The sequence below is a fragment of the Janthinobacterium aestuarii genome, from assembly GCF_046113285.1.
Classification (GTDB): Bacteria; Pseudomonadota; Gammaproteobacteria; order Burkholderiales; family Burkholderiaceae_D; genus Janthinobacterium.
Window position 1 is genome coordinate 2,607,617 of record NZ_CP142524.1, and the last position, 15,174, is coordinate 2,622,790.

At 64.4% G+C, this 15,174-nt stretch carries 16 protein-coding genes; 11 read left to right on the forward strand and 5 right to left on the reverse strand.

What is annotated here, in order from left to right:
• Positions 1-74 precede the first annotated feature (74 nt).
• Genes OX462_RS11740 through OX462_RS11750 form a run of 3 tightly spaced genes read left to right on the forward strand, consistent with a single transcriptional unit; the run spans position 75 to position 3,895 of the window.
• Positions 75-2,510 carry a DNA internalization-related competence protein ComEC/Rec2 gene (locus tag OX462_RS11740; RefSeq protein WP_409028468.1) on the forward strand — a complete coding sequence of 812 codons (2,436 nt, stop codon included), beginning with the start codon at positions 75-77 and terminating at the stop codon, positions 2,508-2,510.
• A gap of 39 nt (positions 2,511-2,549) precedes the next feature.
• Entirely contained in the window at positions 2,550-3,314 is a 765-nt protein-coding gene (locus OX462_RS11745) for a hypothetical protein (RefSeq protein ID WP_121669792.1), read from the forward strand.
• A gap of 59 nt (positions 3,315-3,373) precedes the next feature.
• Complete coding sequence (locus OX462_RS11750; protein ID WP_409028469.1) at positions 3,374-3,895, forward strand: GNAT family N-acetyltransferase; 522 nt, start codon at positions 3,374-3,376, stop codon at positions 3,893-3,895.
• A gap of 3 nt (positions 3,896-3,898) precedes the next feature.
• Here OX462_RS11750 and OX462_RS11755 read toward each other — a convergent pair whose 3' ends face one another.
• On the reverse strand, positions 3,899-4,822 hold the full coding sequence (locus OX462_RS11755; protein ID WP_409028470.1) for a LysR family transcriptional regulator: 924 nt from the start codon (positions 4,820-4,822) through the stop codon (positions 3,899-3,901).
• 151 nt (positions 4,823-4,973) lie between these two features.
• Between OX462_RS11755 and OX462_RS11760 the strand changes: the two genes are divergently transcribed.
• The 4 genes from OX462_RS11760 (at position 4,974) to dcd (ending at position 8,025) form a co-directional block, all read left to right on the forward strand.
• Positions 4,974-5,735, forward strand: coding sequence for a sulfite exporter TauE/SafE family protein (locus OX462_RS11760; RefSeq protein WP_034756294.1), 762 nt, complete (start codon positions 4,974-4,976; stop codon positions 5,733-5,735).
• A 21-nt stretch (positions 5,736-5,756) separates the two neighbouring features.
• Positions 5,757-6,464, forward strand: coding sequence for an HAD family hydrolase (locus tag OX462_RS11765; protein WP_409028471.1), 708 nt, complete (start codon positions 5,757-5,759; stop codon positions 6,462-6,464).
• Positions 6,465-6,522: 58 nt separating this feature from the next.
• The gene (locus OX462_RS11770) at positions 6,523-7,323 is read left to right on the forward strand and encodes an alpha/beta fold hydrolase (protein ID WP_230506714.1); all 801 of its coding nucleotides are present in this window, start codon (positions 6,523-6,525) and stop codon (positions 7,321-7,323) included.
• Between the two features lie 132 nt (positions 7,324-7,455).
• Entirely contained in the window at positions 7,456-8,025 is a 570-nt protein-coding gene (dcd, locus tag OX462_RS11775; RefSeq protein WP_034755486.1) for a dCTP deaminase, read from the forward strand.
• Between the two features lie 35 nt (positions 8,026-8,060).
• On the opposite strand, the gene OX462_RS11780 is transcribed toward dcd, so the two are convergent.
• Positions 8,061-9,299 (reverse strand): PrpF domain-containing protein, encoded by a 1,239-nt coding sequence (locus OX462_RS11780; protein WP_409028472.1) that lies wholly within the window; start codon positions 9,297-9,299, stop codon positions 8,061-8,063.
• Positions 9,300-9,467: 168 nt separating this feature from the next.
• Here OX462_RS11780 and OX462_RS11785 point away from each other — a divergent pair, with 168 nt between their 5' ends.
• A complete protein-coding gene (locus tag OX462_RS11785) occupies positions 9,468-9,818 on the forward strand; it encodes a FlxA-like family protein (RefSeq protein ID WP_409028473.1) in 351 nt (116 codons plus the stop codon).
• A gap of 32 nt (positions 9,819-9,850) precedes the next feature.
• On the opposite strand, the gene OX462_RS11790 is transcribed toward OX462_RS11785, so the two are convergent.
• The gene (locus OX462_RS11790) at positions 9,851-11,338 is read right to left on the reverse strand and encodes a sensor histidine kinase (RefSeq protein WP_409028474.1); all 1,488 of its coding nucleotides are present in this window, start codon (positions 11,336-11,338) and stop codon (positions 9,851-9,853) included.
• Between the two features lie 2 nt (positions 11,339-11,340).
• Entirely contained in the window at positions 11,341-12,030 is a 690-nt protein-coding gene (locus OX462_RS11795) for a response regulator transcription factor (protein ID WP_070291600.1), read from the reverse strand.
• A gap of 193 nt (positions 12,031-12,223) precedes the next feature.
• Here OX462_RS11795 and OX462_RS11800 point away from each other — a divergent pair, with 193 nt between their 5' ends.
• From OX462_RS11800 to OX462_RS11810, 3 genes are read left to right on the forward strand one after another with little or no spacing between them, the layout of a single operon-like run.
• On the forward strand, positions 12,224-12,727 hold the full coding sequence (locus OX462_RS11800) for a Spy/CpxP family protein refolding chaperone (RefSeq protein WP_070291601.1): 504 nt from the start codon (positions 12,224-12,226) through the stop codon (positions 12,725-12,727).
• Between the two features lie 30 nt (positions 12,728-12,757).
• Positions 12,758-12,928: a hypothetical protein gene (locus OX462_RS11805; protein ID WP_162995707.1), complete on the forward strand. Its 171-nt coding sequence runs from the start codon at positions 12,758-12,760 to the stop codon at positions 12,926-12,928.
• Positions 12,886-13,728, forward strand: coding sequence for a dioxygenase family protein (locus OX462_RS11810; RefSeq protein WP_070310891.1), 843 nt, complete (start codon positions 12,886-12,888; stop codon positions 13,726-13,728). The genes OX462_RS11805 and OX462_RS11810 overlap by 43 nt, the downstream gene beginning before the upstream one ends.
• Here the strand turns inward: OX462_RS11810 and OX462_RS11815 are convergent.
• A complete protein-coding gene (locus tag OX462_RS11815) occupies positions 13,725-15,173 on the reverse strand; it encodes a DUF1501 domain-containing protein (RefSeq protein ID WP_070291603.1) in 1,449 nt (482 codons plus the stop codon). The two genes, OX462_RS11810 and OX462_RS11815, sit on opposite strands and share 4 nt — an antisense overlap.
• Position 15,174: the final 1 nt, after the last annotated feature.

Consider the following 15,174-nt stretch of genomic DNA (forward strand, 5'->3'; position numbering starts at 1 on the left):
CAGATCAGACGGCAAGGCGTGGAAAGCGATCACAGTAACTGAGCCCCTTTCGCAGCGAGCGGATTTGCCTTCCCATGCGCACCCTGATACTCGGCTTTGCCGCTGGCGCCGCCTGGTTGCAGACGCAGGCAAGCTTGCCGCCGCACGCGGGCGCGCTGCTGTCGGTGATCGCTGGCGCGGCGCTGCTGATGGCGTGGCTGTTGTGCCGACACGCGCGCTGGCGTTCCGGTTGGCGTTCCGCTATTGCGCTCTCGGCCGGCGTGGGGCTGGGCTTTTATTGGGCCGCCTGGCTGGCCCAGGCCGCCATGGCGCCGCAACTGGCGCTGGCCGACGAGGGACAGGACATCGTCGTGACGGGCACGGTGGCCAGCTTGCCGTACCGCTTCGAGCAGGGCGTGCGCTTCAATTTTGCCGTGGAGAAGGCACTCAATGCGAAGGTGCCTCCCCTGATCGCCCTGTCCTGGTACGCGGGCTTTCGCGATGAGGTGACGAACGAGGTGGGCGACGTGCAGCCGGGCGAGCGCTGGCGGCTGACGGTGCGCCTGCAGCGCCCGCACGGCAACGCGAATCCCATGGGTTTCGATTACGAGGCGTGGCTGCTGGAGCAGGGCGTGCGCGCCACCGGCTATGTGCGGCCGCAGCCGCGCGCCGACACGCCCAACATGCGCCTGGCGGCCTTCGTGCCCGGTTTCGGCAATGTGGTGGAAGCGAGCCGCGCAGTGTTGCGTGTGCGCATACTGCGCAGCCTGGAAGGCAAGCAGTATGCTGGCGTGATCGTGGCGCTGGTGGTGGGCGACCAGCGCGCCATTCCCCAGTCGGACTGGCAAGTATTCAACCGCACGGGTGTGAGTCATCTGATCTCGATTTCCGGCCTGCACATCACCATGATCGCGGGCCTCTTCGCCCTGGGGGCGGGCGCGCTGTGGCGGCGCTCGTTTTTCACGGAGCGGCAATTGCCTTTGCTGCTGCCGGCGCAAAAAGTGGCGGCGCTGGCCGGCGCGCTGGCGGCATTGGTGTATGTGCTGCTGGCCGGCTTCGGCGTGCCCGCGCAACGCACTTTGTATATGTTGCTGGTGGTGGCGTTGGCTTTGTGGCTGGGACGCATCACCAGCATCGTCCATATCCTGTGCCTGGCGCTGGGCGTGGTCGTGCTGCTCGATCCCTGGGCCGTGCTGTGGCCCGGTTTCTGGCTGTCGTTCGGCGCCGTTGCCACCATGCTGTACGCGACGGCAGGCCGCACCACGGCGCCTTTGCCGGAGAACGCCAGCCGCTGGCGCCGCCTGCGCGCGGCCGTGGCGCTCGGTGCGCATACGCAATACGTGGTGACGGTGGGGCTGGTGCCGTTGACGATGCTGCTGTTTTCGCAAGTCTCGCTCGTGTCCCCCGTGGCGAATGCGCTGGCCATACCCGTCATCAGCCTGGTCGTCACGCCCTTGTCCCTGGCGGGCAGCCTGCTGCCCGCGCCTTTGTGCGACGGCTTGTTGCTGCTGGCGCATGCCATCGTGCAGATGCTGGCGCAGGTGCTGGACTGGCTCGGTGCGCGCCGCTTTGCCGTCTGGACGGCGCCCGCGCCGCCATGGTGGAGTTTTTGCTGGGCATTGTTCGGCACGGCCTGGCTGCTGGCGCCACGCGGATGGCCGCAGCGCTGGGCCGGCATGCTGGGCTGGCTGCCGCTGCTGACGGCCTTGCCGTCCAGCCCGCAGCCGGGCCAGATGTGGATCACGGCCTTTGATGTGGGACAAGGCATGGCCGTGCTGGTGGAAACCCACGATCACCGACTGCTGTACGACACGGGCCCCGCCTACAGTCTCGATTCCGACGGCGCCAGCCGTGTCATCGTGCCGTATCTGCGCGCACGGGGTATCAGCAAGCTCGACGGCGTGATCATCTCGCACAGCGACCTCGATCACGCGGGCGGCGCTATCTCTCTGCTGGAGAACGTGCAAGTGGGCTGGCTGGCTTCGTCGCTGTTCGATGGCCACCCGGCCGTCGAGGCCCGGCGGCAAGCCCGGCGTCCGTATCTGCATTGCGTGGCGGGCCAGAACTGGATCTGGGAAGGCGTGCGCTTCGCCATGCTGCACCCATTACCCGCCAGCCACACGGACATTTCACTGAAACCGAACGCCCGCAGCTGCACCGTGAAGATCACGGCCGGCAAGCATGCAATCTTGCTGGCCGGCGACATCGAGGCGGCGCAGGAAGCACAGTTGCTGGCGCGCTCGGCCGATGGCGACCTGGCCGCCGACGTGCTGCTGGCGCCGCACCACGGCAGCGGCACCTCGTCGACACCGGCCTTTCTGAACGCCGTCCATCCGGCCCTGGCGATTTTCCAGGTCGGGCACCGGAACCGCTACAAACATCCGAAGCCGCAAGTGTATGCGCGCTATGGCGACATGGGCATTGCCCGGCTGCGCACGGATGTGACGGGGGCGGTGGTGCTGGAATTTGGCGACGATATCGATGCGACGTTGTACCGGGCCAGTCGGCCACGGTACTGGCATGGGCGATAAGGCAGTGCGCCTCATCGGATGCCGGACAGGAGACCCATTATGTGCGATGAATGCAATCCCTTCGAGCGCTGGTTGGCGAAGGCCGACGCTGCTTACCGGCGCTTGCGTTCGATTCGGTGGGATCAGGGGTTACGTTATGTGGAGGGGATTTCGCCAGCGTTGGCGCAGGCGATACAGCATACGGGTATTGGTATCGCGAGCGGCTTGTTTACTGGCTTGATCTTGTTTGGATTGCAATTTACGATTGATCAGCCTGTCAATGACATGGCCAAATCGCTACAGCGCAAATTCATTGTGCATTACCAGGATATTCCAGCACCCTTGTTCAATCTTGTCCTTTTTCTGGCGGCATGCACCATGTTGTTGACTGCCGAGTGGGGGCATTTTTTCAGGCAGAAAGTGCTGGTGCCTGTCATACATGGCATCTCGCATACAGTGTCAATTAGCACCGGGATGTTATTGTCGCTCGTCTTTTCGGACGTGCTGACGAAGAGTTTTCTGCCGAATATCGGACAATGGTTATTCAGCCTCCTTATTATTTCGATAGTGTGGATACTCGCAGTGACGATGAACGCAGTTATTTATTTATGTCGCTACGGCGTGGTGGGGCTATGGCGAAAGAAGAGCTGCGCTGGCGAAGAGTGTCCTGCACCGCAAAAAAAGTACGAGGTCCTGCACTTTATTTTTCCACTGGTGGGAATTTTTCTCATCTTTTACCTGTGGGGAGATGTCAAGCGCAGCGCCGTACAGGTGGCCGATGCCGCCAAGGCCAGCAAGGTGGCGGACTGTGCAGTTGCACACTAGCTGTTTTCATATTCGCTTCAGCAGCATCTCAACGGAAGAACCCAATCGAGGAGCGTTGATTGTTACATTTAAGCAGCCATTATCTGATCAGCCTGGCCCAGGCCGCCGACATCGACGCCATCACGACCTTGTTGCAAGCTAATTCCCCCTCGCAGGGCGGCAGCCTGACGGGCGAGTTTTCGCGCGACAAGGTGGCCAGCATGGCGGATGGCGAATCGCCCGTCATTGTGGCGCGGCGCGCAGCGGACGGGCCTGTCGTTGGCGTGTTGTTCAGCGCTGCAGCTGCCACCGCGCAGGCGCCCGTGGTGCTGGCCATGCTGGCCGCGTATCGGGGAAGTGACAAGGCCTATGTGTATGGCCCTGTCTGCATCGCGGACTCGGAGCGGGGGCAGGGCTTGCTGGCGCTGTTGTACTCTGCCATGCGGGCGCGGCATGGGGGTGCGGAGGCGGTGCTGTTCATCCGGCGCGACAATATCGGCTCGCTGCGTGCGCATGAACGACTGGGCATGCGCGAGGTGGCCGCCTTTGTTTTCGACGGCGCGCAGTTCGCCGTGTATAGCGACGTCATCGCCGCGAAATAGATGCTAACTTGCCCGTTCATCGGGTATTTCCAGCCCTCGCTGCCGCACATATTCCAGAAACAGCCGGGCCCCCTTGGCCATCCTCGACGTGCCATACACGGCATGGATGCTCGGGTCCAGCTCCTTAGATGACGTCAGCCGGTATGCCGTGCAGACCCGGCGCAAGGTGCCGGCGGCGACAAACGGCTCGGCCAGCCAGCTGGCCAGGCGCACGATGCCGGCGCCTTCCAGGGCCGCCTGAAAGGTGGCGATGCCGGAAGTGAAGCGGAAACGGGGCTGCACCTGGTAGCGTACGTTGCGCGTGGCAGAGACGAAATGCCAGTCGCGCAGGATGCGGGGGGCCGAGTGCATGATGACGTCGTGGCCGGCCAGCTCTTCCGGTTCGTCCGGCGCGCCCATGCGGGCGATATAGTCGGGCGAGGCGTACATGTAGCGGCGGTAATTCCACAGGGGATAGCCGATCAGCTCGCTCGACTGGGGGAAGGCGCCGCGGATGGCGAAATCGAGCTTTTCCTGGATGGGGTCGATCGATTTGTCCGAGAAATGGATGTCCACGGACACGTTCGGATAGTCGCGCGAAAATTGCGCCACCACTTTCGGCAGGAAGCCCAGCGACAAAATTTCCGGCGCCGAGAGGCGTACCCAGCCTTGCGGCGAGTTGCTCAGCTCTGCCAGCTGCTCTTCCGCCTCGGCCTGCGTTTCCAGCAAGTGCCTGGCCGACGCGTAATAGGTCTCGCCGGCCGTCGTCAGGGTGAACTGCTTTTGCGTGCGCAGGATCAGCTCGGCGCCGATGGCGTCTTCGAGGAACTGGATGGCGCGCGTGACGGCCGACGGCGAGCGTCCCAGCATGCGCGCCGCATGGATGAAGCTGCGCTTTTCCACCACGGTGCAAAAGGCGCGGATCTCCCACATCAGTTTCATCGACATCGCGTCACTCCCGGCAAAAGAGGCCAGTAGACCGCATGGGGCGCATTCCGTCAAGCGTTACGCCTGATTGCGTTTTCCGCAATTTGAAGTTGCATCGGAAAAAGTGTCTGACGCCTATACTGCCGCTGTCGCCCATTCCATATTGCCTATCATGCTGACCATCTCGCTGCTGTGTTTATTTGCCTTCTTTGCCGGCCTGATCGATGCCGCCGTGGGCGGGGGCGGGCTGATACAGCTGCCGGCCCTGTTCAACCTGATGCCGAACATGGCGTCGACCTCCTTGCTGGGCACGAATAAGCTGGCGTCCGCCTGCGGCACCACGTTTGCCGCCCGCTCGTTTGTCGGCAAGGTGCACATCCCGTGGCTGCTGGTGCTGCCCGCCGTGGCCAGCGCCTTCGTCATGTCCTTCATCGGCGCGGCCGCCGTGTCCTACGTGCCGCAGCAGGTGGTGCGCCCCATGGTGCTGGTGTTGATCATCATCATGGCCATCTACACCTTCATCAAGAAGGATTTCGGCACGACGCGCGAAGCGCGCCCCATCGGCCCCCGTGAGCGCATCCTCGCCATCGTCATCGGCGGCGCCATCGGCTTTTATGACGGCCTGTTCGGGCCGGGCACGGGCAGTTTTTTGATTTTCCTGTTCATCCGCGTCTTCGGCTTCGATTTCATCCTCGCCTCGGCCTGCTCGAAACTGGTGAATATCGCCACCAACGTGGCCGCGCTGGCCTTCTTCATTCCCGCTGGCCACGTCGTGTATGCGGTGGCGGCGCCCATGGCCGTGTGCAACATCCTGGGCGCCCTGACGGGCACCTGGATCGCCGTGCGCCGCGGCGCCGCCTTCGTGCGCATCCTCTTCCTCGTGCTGCTGGTGCTGCTGATCGTGAAGTTGTCCTACGACATCTTCTTCAAGTAAGTTTTTGAACGACAACAAGCCATGAAAACCATCCGGGGCGTGCTGTGGGACAACGATGGCGTGCTGGTCGATACCGAACAGCTGTTTTACGAAAGCAACCGCGACTTGCTCTTGCCTTATGGCATAGAGCTGACGCCGAAGCAATTCTTTGACTGGTTCCTGGACAATAACTATGGCGCCTGGCATCTGCTGCTGGGGCAGGGCCATGCCATCGAACTGGTCGAGCGCCTGCGGGCCGAGCGCACCGTGCTGTTTGCGCAACGCCTGCGCCAGGCGGGCCAGCTGGCCATCCCCGGCATCGGGCAAGTGCTGGCGGCGCTGCGCCCGCACGTGGCCATGGGCGTGGTCACCAGTGCCTACGAACAGCATTTCCGCATCAGCCATGCGGCCACGGGCTTGCTCAGCCACTTCGACTTCGTGCTGACGCGCGAAATGTATGGCGAAAGCAAGCCGGCGCCCGACGGCTACCAGCTGGGCTTGCAGCGCCTGGGCCTGGCCGCCGCCGACTGCGTGGCCGTGGAAGATTCGCCGCGCGGCTTGCGCGCCGCCAGGGCGGCCGGGCTGGAATGCATCGTCGTGCGCAATCCCATGAACCGTCACCATGCGTTTGACGATGCTTTTTGCGTGGTCGATTCCAACGCTGAGCTGGGCGAAGTACTGGCCTCGTTCGTGCCCGGCATGGCGCCAGCGCGCCCGCTGCCAGCTCGCAAATTAGAGGTCTTCCTCTGATCCGTCTTGCCGGCGTGCCATTACAATTGCCTATCGCATTCACCGGCCTCGTCCCACGATGACCCTCCCGCAACTGCACTTTGCCCACGCCAACAGTTACCCTGCCGGCACCTACCGCAAGCTGTTCGGCTTGCTGGGCCAGCACTACACCGTGCAGGCGCTCGACATGCATGCGCACGATCCGGATTACCCCGTCAGCACGGGCTGGCCCGAGCTGGTGCGCGAGTACATCGACGACCTGGAGCGCCGCTACAGCGCGCCCGTGATCCTCGTCGGCCATTCGCTGGGCGGCATGCTCAGCGTGATGGTGGCCAAGCAGCGGCCCGACCTGGTGCGTTGCGTGGTCTTGCTCGATTCTCCCGTGGTGGCGGGCTGGCGCGCCTTGCTGGTGCGCCTGGCGCGCAACACGGCGCTGGGCGAGCGGTTTTCCCCCTCGCGTTTTTCCGCCAGGCGGCGCAAGCTGTGGCCCGATGCGCAAGCCGCATATGAACACTTCGCGGCCAAGGACATGTTCGCCATCTGGGCGCCGCAAGTCTTGCGCGATTACATCGACAGCGGCCTGGCTCCCCATCCGGACGGGGTGCAGCTGCGTTTTACGCGCGAAGTGGAAACGCAGGTCTACCGCAGCTTGCCGCACCATATCGGCGGCCTCGTCAAGGATGGTTTGCCCGTGCCCATCGGCTTTATCGGCGGCACGGAATCGGTGGAATGCCGCCAGGCGGGCTTGACGGCCACGCGCAAGCTGGTCGGCAAGTTTTTCCGCCAGGTGCCGGGCGGCCATCTGTTTCCCATGGAAAACCCGGAACTGACGGCGCAAGTGGTGCGCGAGATGATCACGGCATTGCTGGCGAAACAATAGCCTTCCGCCAAGGATTTTCAGGGGATGGGGGCCAACAGCGGCGGATTTTCGCGTAAAATCCTGCCATTCGGGCCGCGCCTGCACCAGGCGCGCCGCCCCAGCCATTCGATATTCTAGAAAGATACTGCTGCGATGACGATTAAAAGCGATAAATGGATACGCCGCATGGCGGAAACAACGGGCATGATCGAGCCGTTCGAACCGGGCCAGGTCAAGGAACGCGACGGCAACCGCATCGTTTCCTACGGCACCTCCAGCTATGGCTATGACATCCGTTGCGCCGACGAGTTCAAGTTGTTTACCAACATCAACACCACCATCGTCGATCCCAAGGATTTTGACGCGAATAACTTCGTCGATGTGTCGGGCAAGGGCTATTGCATCATCCCGCCGAACTCGTTCGCGCTGGCCCGTACCGTGGAATATTTCCGCATTCCCCGCAACGTCTTGACGATTTGCCTGGGCAAGAGCACGTATGCGCGCTGCGGCATCATCGTCAACGTCACGCCGTTCGAACCGGAATGGGAAGGCTATGTGACCCTGGAGTTTTCGAATACGACACCGTTGCCGGCGAAAATCTACGCCAACGAAGGCGTGGCGCAAGTGCTGTTCTTCGAATCCGATGAAGTGTGCGAAACCTCGTACAAGGACCGCGGCGGCAAATACCAGGGCCAGGTCGGCGTGACATTGCCGAAGACCTGATTGATTGCCTGAACGGGCGGGGCGCCAGTCCTGCTTTAAATCTGTTTCAGCAGCCACGCCTTCAGCGCGGTTGACGGCTGGTACAGGGGAACATGGCCGCGCAGCAAGATTTGCGCGCTGCGCCGGTAGGCCGCGCCGTCGATGGCGATGTTGCCCGTCACCCCGTCCTGGCGCGCCACGATGGTGGTGTCCAGGATGCCGGCCGGGTTGGCTAGGCCCAGTTCCATCTCTGTTTCCGCTTGCTTGACTGGCGGCACGCCGCGCGCCAGCGCATGCGCCACCGTGCCCGGTATCAGGCAAGCGGCCGCCAGGCAGCAGCCGCCCGAGACGGCCAGCGAAGCGTGGCCCGATTGCGGCGTAAAGTAGCGCACAGCAATATTTCCCTCTCCCGCCGCCGGCCCCACGATGCAGAACTTGGGGATGGTTTCGCTGCGTTCCAGTTCCGCCAACGTCATCAAGCCGCCATCGCGCTTGCGCAAGCCCATCAGCAGACCCGCCGCGCTCCACACCTGGCGGATCGCCTGCATGAAAGCCGTGTCCGCTTCCAGTTCCGCGATGGACTCGTGCGCCGTCTTGCCGAACTGGCTCGCTGGCGCGATGACCATGGGCACGGCCACATCCACGCAAGAGACCACATAACCGTGCACCACATCCTGCGCATTGCCTGTTGGTAATAACTTGCCCGTCTTGGCGCCTGCCGGCTGCCGCAGGAACAGGTCCACGCGGGGGAAGTTGCCGGTCACGCCAGGAATGCTGGCGGCCGTAAAGCTGCCGTCGCGTTCGCGCGCCATGCGCGAGGTGGTGATGACGCCCGTGTTGGTGTTGCGGATATCGATATCGTGCGCGCCGATGGCCAGTGCCTCGATCACGCCGCTGTCCAGTCCCCACAGTTGCAGGGCGGACGACATATTGCCGCAGTTCACGCTCCAGTCGATATCGCCGTGTTCGCCAGCCAGCTGGGCCAGGGTGCTGACCAGGCGCGGCTGGCCCGCATGCTGTTCCACCTCGGCGAGGAAGACTTTATTGCTGGTGGGCGTGCCCCGACCCAGGCCCGTGATTTGCCGGTTGCCCGGCTGCCGGCCGGACTGGGGCACGCCCATCAGGTGGCGCAGCAATTCCTCGCGCAGCGTTTGCTCGGCCGGCACGCAGGCCCCGTGCAAGACCAGGCCCGTCGATGTGCCGCCACGCATGTGGTGGACGGGAAACTCGATCACGCCGCAGCGTTGGCGGGGCACGAGGTCGGGCAGGGCGGGCAGCAGGGGCGTCATCATCATGGATCGTGGTCAAGGCAGGAAGCGCCAGTGTGCCAGTTTTTCTTGCTGGTGTGCAATTGGATGGTGCGCGCGGCGTCTTTACATGGCTTTACCCGCCTTTACACTTGCCGCCCTGTATTGAGTACCTTGCGCGCCGATAATAAGGTGTTGAATAATCAGGGAGGCAATATGGTAGCGGCAATCGGTTCCGGCAGCGCAGGCGGTACAGTCGGCGCGGCCGGCAGCGCCAGTGCGGGCAGCAGTGCGCAGATCGCGGCGCTGCAAAAGCAGATCACGGCGGCGCAAAAACAGTTGACGGAGTCGCAGAAGGGCGAGCAGACGGACGCGTCGCAAAAGCTGCAGCAGCAGCTGGCGCAGCAAATTCAGGCCTTGCAGGCGCAAATCGCCCAGCTACAGGCGGCGGCCGCGCAGAAGGCGGCGCAAGGCGATGCCCAAACGGCCAGCAGTGCTGACACGGCGGCCAGTCCCGCCAAGTCCGCCTCGTCCACGCTGGGCAGCATCATCGATACGCTGGCGTAACAACACATCCACGCGCCAGGCTCGCCGACAGGTCAGCCTGGCGTTTTGACAGGCAACAACATTTCCACGCACAAGCCGCCACCGCTGCGCAAGCTGGCCCCGATGCGGCCGCCATGGGCATTGATGACGTGCCGGGCGATAGCCAGGCCCAGGCCGTGTCCATCCGTGCTGTGCTGGGTATTACTGGCGCGGAAGAACGGTTCAAAAATGCGCGCCAGGTCCGCGCCAGCCACGCCGGGGCCCCGGTCCAGCACGGCGATGCGCAGCCAGTCGGACATGCGCGACAGTTCCACTTCCACCGTGCCGCCATCGGGGCTGTGCTTGACGGCGTTGCGCACCACATTTTCCACGGCGCGCGCCAGCAATTCTGGCTGGCCCGTGACGCTGGCGTCGGGCATGGCCGCATCGCCCGCCAGTTCGACGTTCAACTGGCGTGCCCGGGCCTCATAGCGGGCGTCGTCCACGATGTCGTGCACGAGGTCGGCGATGCTGACGTCTTCGCTGTGCATGTGCCCGGCTCCCGTTTGCCCGGCGCCGGCTTCCAGCCGTGACAGCGTCAGCAGTTCACCGATCAGTTTATCCATGCGTTCGCTTTCGCGTTCGATGCGCTGCATCGAGGCGGCCATCTTTTCCGGCTGCTGGTGCGCCAGGCCGATGGCGGCCTGCAGGCGCGCCAGCGGCGAGCGCAACTCGTGCGAGACGTCATGCAGCAGACGTGTCTGGCTATCCATGAGGCTGCGCAAGCGGCCCGTCATGCGGTCGAAATCGCGGCCCAGGTCCGTCAGTTCATCGCCGCGCTTGCCGCTGGCGTGAAAACGCGGCGCCAGATTGCCGTGCGAGGCGGCCTCGAACGCTTGTCGCAGGTCGCGGATGGGGCGCGCAAAATACCAGGCCAGCAGGAAAGAAAACAGCAGGCTGGCGGCGATGGCCGCCCCCAGGGGAATGAAGGTGCGGTAGGGCGTGTCCATGCGCGGGGGCGGGCCGCGGCCGAATTCGCCGCGTGGCGGCGCAGTGCCTGCTTCGTGGGACCGTGGACCGGCTCCCATGGCGCGCGGGCCGCTCATGGCGACGGCGTTGAGCGTGTCGCGCGCGGCGCCTGCCTCGGCATTGCGGAAGCGTTCGGACGAGGGCAGGAACAGCAGATAGCGCTGGCCGTCGCTGCCGGTGACCGTGCGCACGACGGGATGGACCTGGCTTTGCTCCAGCATGGCGCGCGCCTTGGCCAGCATGGCGGGATGCACCGCGCGGCCCATCAGTTCGTGTCCGCGCGCATCGACAGCAAACACGCGCATGCGCTCGAGCTTGCCCAGGAATTGCCGCAAGGCCTGGCTGCCGCCCGCTTCCAGCGTGGCGCTGGCGGCTTCGATGATCATTTGCGCGGGCGGACTGGTGTCGATGTCGAGGGCCCGCTCCTGCTGTGCCGCCCGGTTTTTCAGCCAGAAGGTGCCGCCGATGCCGATGGTGGCGGTCACTTGCGCCAGCATGATGCACAGAAAAAACTTCCAGAACAGACGGCCCACGCTTACTCCTTGATCAGCTGGTAGCCGAGACGGTACACGGTCTGCAGGCAGGAGCGGCCATCGGCCAGGCTGCCCAGTTTGCGGCGCAGGCTGCTCAAGTGCACGTCGATATTGCGGTCGAAGCGGGCCATGGGACGGCCCAGACCCAGTTCCGATAATTGATTCTTGCTGACGGGCTTGCCCGCATGGCGCACCAGCACTTCCAGCAAGTTGAATTCCGTGCTCGTCAGCTCCAGGTGCGCGCCGGCCCAGGAAACGCGGCGCTGTTCCGGCCACATCGTCAGTTGCCCTACGGTGAGCGGCGCCAGACCCGAGCTGTCGTGCGGCGCCGCCTGCGCGCGGCGCAGGATGGCGCGGATGCGCGCCGTCAGCTCGCGCGGCGTGCACGGTTTCGTCACGTAATCGTCGGCGCCCAGCTCCAGACCCACGATACGGTCCGTATCGTCGCCGCGCGCCGTCAGCATCAGGATGGGCAGGTTGCTGCCGGCGCGGATGCGGCGCAGGGTTTCCAGTCCATTCATGCGCGGCATCATGACGTCGAGGACGGCGATGGCGTACAGGCCCGTCAGCGCCTCGGCCGCGCCGCTTTCGCCGTCATGCACGGCGCGGGCATCGAAACCTTCCTGCGTCAGGTATTCCTGGAACATGCCGACCAGTTCCACGTCGTCATCGATTAACAAAACCTTGCTCATGCCTGTGCTTTTTTCGGGTGAATATCGCCCGATGATAGCAGTCAACAGGCGCGGCTCAGGGCCCTTTTACCCGCTTTTACATACGTCCGCTTACATTTGCGCAGCTTCCTTTACACGCTTTTACGCGGCCCTGACGTTGCTTTACACGCCAGACGCCGACAATCAGCGCTGATCTCCACGAAAGGAACGCCCGATGAAATACTTGAGTATCGCCGTATCCCTGTTGCTGTTGTGCGCCTGCAGCATGCCGCTCGTTGCCCTGGCCCAGCAGGAAGCTGCGCCGTCCGGCCCGCCGCCGCGCGCCATGCCGGGGCCGCCGTCCGGCTTCGGTCACGGCCCAGGCGGACCCGGCGCGCCAGGCTTGCCGCCGTTCCTGCATGGCATCGAGCTGAGCGAAGCGCAGCAGGATAAAATTTTTGCCGCCACCTACGCCCAGACGCCCTTGCTGCGGGAACAGGAAAAGATCGCCTTCAAGGCCCACGAGCAGCTGCGCGCACTGGCCGCCTCCAGCGCCTACGACGATGCGCAAGCCAGCGCGCTGGCGAACACGGCGGCGCAAGCCATGGCGAAGATCAGCTTGCAGCATGCGCGGCTGGAGCAGCAATTGCTGGCCGTGCTGACGGCGGCACAGCGCCAGCAGGCGCTGCAGCGGCACGACAGCCGCCAGGGTCCGCGCGACCTCCGGCGCTCCGAGTAAGCGGCAGGCGCGAGCGCAGGGAGAGCCAGCATGCGCATCCATGCCTTGCGTCCGGGCAGCAGCTTGCAAGCGCTCTCGCGCCATGCGACGCAGGCGCTGTACCTGTGCGCCAGCCTGAATCCCGCCTTGGCGGGCTTGCCCCACTTGATGGAATATCTATGGAACTACATGATCACGGTCTGGCATCCGACCTCGAAATGATGCGGCAACAGGCGGCCGAGCGGCGACAGGTGCTGCGCTGGCTGCTGGCCGGCGCCGCCACCTTGCCCCTGATGAGCTGCGGCGGCGGGTCGGACGCCAGCGGCGCGGCGGCAGGCAGCGCCGCCGCTGGGGTCACGACACCCAGCACGGGCGCATGCACAGTGATTCCCGAGGAAACGGGCGGGCCGTATCCTGCCGATGGCACGAACACCTATGGCGGCAGCATCATTAACGTGCTGAACCAGTCGGGTGTCGTGCGCAGCGATATCCGCGCCAGTTTTAATGGCGCCACGGGTGTGGCGGCGGGTGTGCCGCTCACCATCAAGCTGCAGTTGCTTAACGCCAGCGGCAGCTGCGCCAGCCTGGCCGGTTACGCCGTGTATGTATGGCATTGCGACCGCGACGGCCTGTATTCGCTGTATTCGAGCGGCGTGACGGCGCAAAATTACCTGCGCGGCGTGCAGGAAACGGACAGCGCCGGCAACCTCAGCTTCACGACGATCTTTCCCGGCTGCTATGCGGGGCGCATGCCGCACGTGCATGTCGAGGTCTATCCCAGCCTGGCCAAGGCAGCCTCTGCCTCGAACCGCATCAAGACCTCGCAGTTCACTTTTCCAATGGCAACGTTGAATGAGGCCTACACGGCCAGCGGCTACACGGCCAGCGTGCGCAACCTGGCGCAGATCAGCTATGCCAGCGACAATGTCTTCAGCGACGGCACCAGCCTGCAGATGGCCACGGTGACGGGCAATGCCACGGATGGCTACGTCGTCACGCTGGTGATCGCCGTCAATGGTTAAGTTGTCGTCATGAACCCCAGGTCGCGCCGGCTGAAGTTGCCGATGTTCGGGAACACCTCGGCCAGCTGGCTGTCGGCCACGCCGAACCACTTGGCCAGCGTGGCGCCGTACTGGTCGACGGAGGTGGTCGGCAGCAGGGCGCCGGAACCGACGTCCAGCTCATGGCCCAGGCCCGTGACGGGGAAGGTGCCGTAGATGTCGCGGCCCTTGACGGCGCCGCCCACGACAAAGTGGTGCGCGCCCCAGCCGTGATCCGTGCCATCGCCGTTGCTGCTGAAGGTGCGGCCGAAGTCCGACGCCGTAAAGGTCGTCACCTGGCGCCGCAGATCCGCGCCCTGCAGGGCCGCCAGGGTCGTGTCGAAGTAGGCGAGCGCATGGGCCAGCCGGGCCATCAGGTCGGCATGCAGCGCCTTTTGCCGGTCATGCGTGTCGAAGCCGCCCAGGGTCACATAAAATACTTGCCGTTTCACCCCCAGGGCGCCGCGTCCGCCGATGATGCGCGCCACCGTCTGCAATTGCACGGCCAGCGGATTGACGCCGGACGCGCCTGTGTTCGGATTGACGTAGGGCGGGGGATTCGGCACGCCCCCCGCGCCGGCCGCCAGCATGGCGCCGCTGAGGACGCTCTGGCTGGAGATGGCGCGCCCGATCGTGGCCACATGTTCCTGTTCCATCAGGTCGCTGCCGGCCGTCGTGATGATTTCACGCAATGCCGCCGGCCCCTGCGCCGTGCCGAACAGGCTGCCGCTGAGATCGATATTGCGAATCGGCACCGCACCGGCCTGGCCCACCTGGAACTGGCGCACCTGGCGTCCGCTCAGGAACAGCGCGTTCGATGCCGCGGATACGGCCGTGAACATGGCGTTGCTGTTGCCCGCGCCAAGCAAGTCGCCCAGACGTCCGCCCCAGCCCACGCTGGCGCCTTCCGGCAGGCCCGACTGCCAGGTCGATTGCTGGTCGTTATGCGAAAAAAGCTTGGACGGCAGGGCCACGCCGCCCGCCTTATATTGCGCCAGGGTAACTGGCTGGATCAGGGTGCCCACATTGGCGACGACGGCGGCGCGGCCGTCATCGAACAGGCTTTTCAGCGGAACGAGGGAGGGATGCAGGGCAAAGCTGCGTCCCGCTTGCACGGTGGCCGGCACGATGGGCAACACGCCACCGGCTGCACCGACGGCGGGCAGGTGGATCGAATCATTGCTGCCCGTGTTGCGCAGGCGCGTGTATTCATTCCAGGACGATGTGTCGGTTGCCAGCACCGTGTTGAAGGCGTCGTTGCCACCAGCCATGAACAGGCACACGAGCGCTTTGTAGTCATCGGCCGACTGGGCGGCAGCCTGGCCCATGGCTGCCAGGTTGAGGGCGAACGGCGCGGCCGTGCTGCCGGCCAGGCTCAGCATGGAGCCGAGGAAGCGGCGGCGGGAAAAAGGGGGGAGATGGGACATG

What these genes read in the sequence shown, in the direction of transcription:
- OX462_RS11755 (WP_409028470.1), bottom strand. Translation starts at nt 4,822, where the DNA reads ATGTCGATGAAACTGATGTGGGAGATCCGCGCCTTTTGCACCGTGGTG.
- dcd (WP_034755486.1), top strand. Translation starts at nt 7,456, where the DNA reads ATGACGATTAAAAGCGATAAATGGATACGCCGCATGGCGGAAACAACG.
- OX462_RS11795 (WP_070291600.1), bottom strand. Translation starts at nt 12,030, where the DNA reads ATGAGCAAGGTTTTGTTAATCGATGACGACGTGGAACTGGTCGGCATG.
- OX462_RS11765 (WP_409028471.1), top strand. Translation starts at nt 5,757, where the DNA reads ATGAAAACCATCCGGGGCGTGCTGTGGGACAACGATGGCGTGCTGGTC.
- OX462_RS11810 (WP_070310891.1), top strand. Translation starts at nt 12,886, where the DNA reads ATGGAACTACATGATCACGGTCTGGCATCCGACCTCGAAATGATGCGG.
- OX462_RS11785 (WP_409028473.1), top strand. Translation starts at nt 9,468, where the DNA reads ATGGTAGCGGCAATCGGTTCCGGCAGCGCAGGCGGTACAGTCGGCGCG.
- OX462_RS11740 (WP_409028468.1), top strand. Translation starts at nt 75, where the DNA reads ATGCGCACCCTGATACTCGGCTTTGCCGCTGGCGCCGCCTGGTTGCAG.
- OX462_RS11780 (WP_409028472.1), bottom strand. Translation starts at nt 9,299, where the DNA reads ATGATGATGACGCCCCTGCTGCCCGCCCTGCCCGACCTCGTGCCCCGC.
- OX462_RS11815 (WP_070291603.1), bottom strand. Translation starts at nt 15,173, where the DNA reads ATGTCCCATCTCCCCCCTTTTTCCCGCCGCCGCTTCCTCGGCTCCATG.
- OX462_RS11800 (WP_070291601.1), top strand. Translation starts at nt 12,224, where the DNA reads ATGAAATACTTGAGTATCGCCGTATCCCTGTTGCTGTTGTGCGCCTGC.
- OX462_RS11745 (WP_121669792.1), top strand. Translation starts at nt 2,550, where the DNA reads ATGTGCGATGAATGCAATCCCTTCGAGCGCTGGTTGGCGAAGGCCGAC.
- OX462_RS11770 (WP_230506714.1), top strand. Translation starts at nt 6,523, where the DNA reads ATGACCCTCCCGCAACTGCACTTTGCCCACGCCAACAGTTACCCTGCC.
- OX462_RS11805 (WP_162995707.1), top strand. Translation starts at nt 12,758, where the DNA reads ATGCGCATCCATGCCTTGCGTCCGGGCAGCAGCTTGCAAGCGCTCTCG.
- OX462_RS11760 (WP_034756294.1), top strand. Translation starts at nt 4,974, where the DNA reads ATGCTGACCATCTCGCTGCTGTGTTTATTTGCCTTCTTTGCCGGCCTG.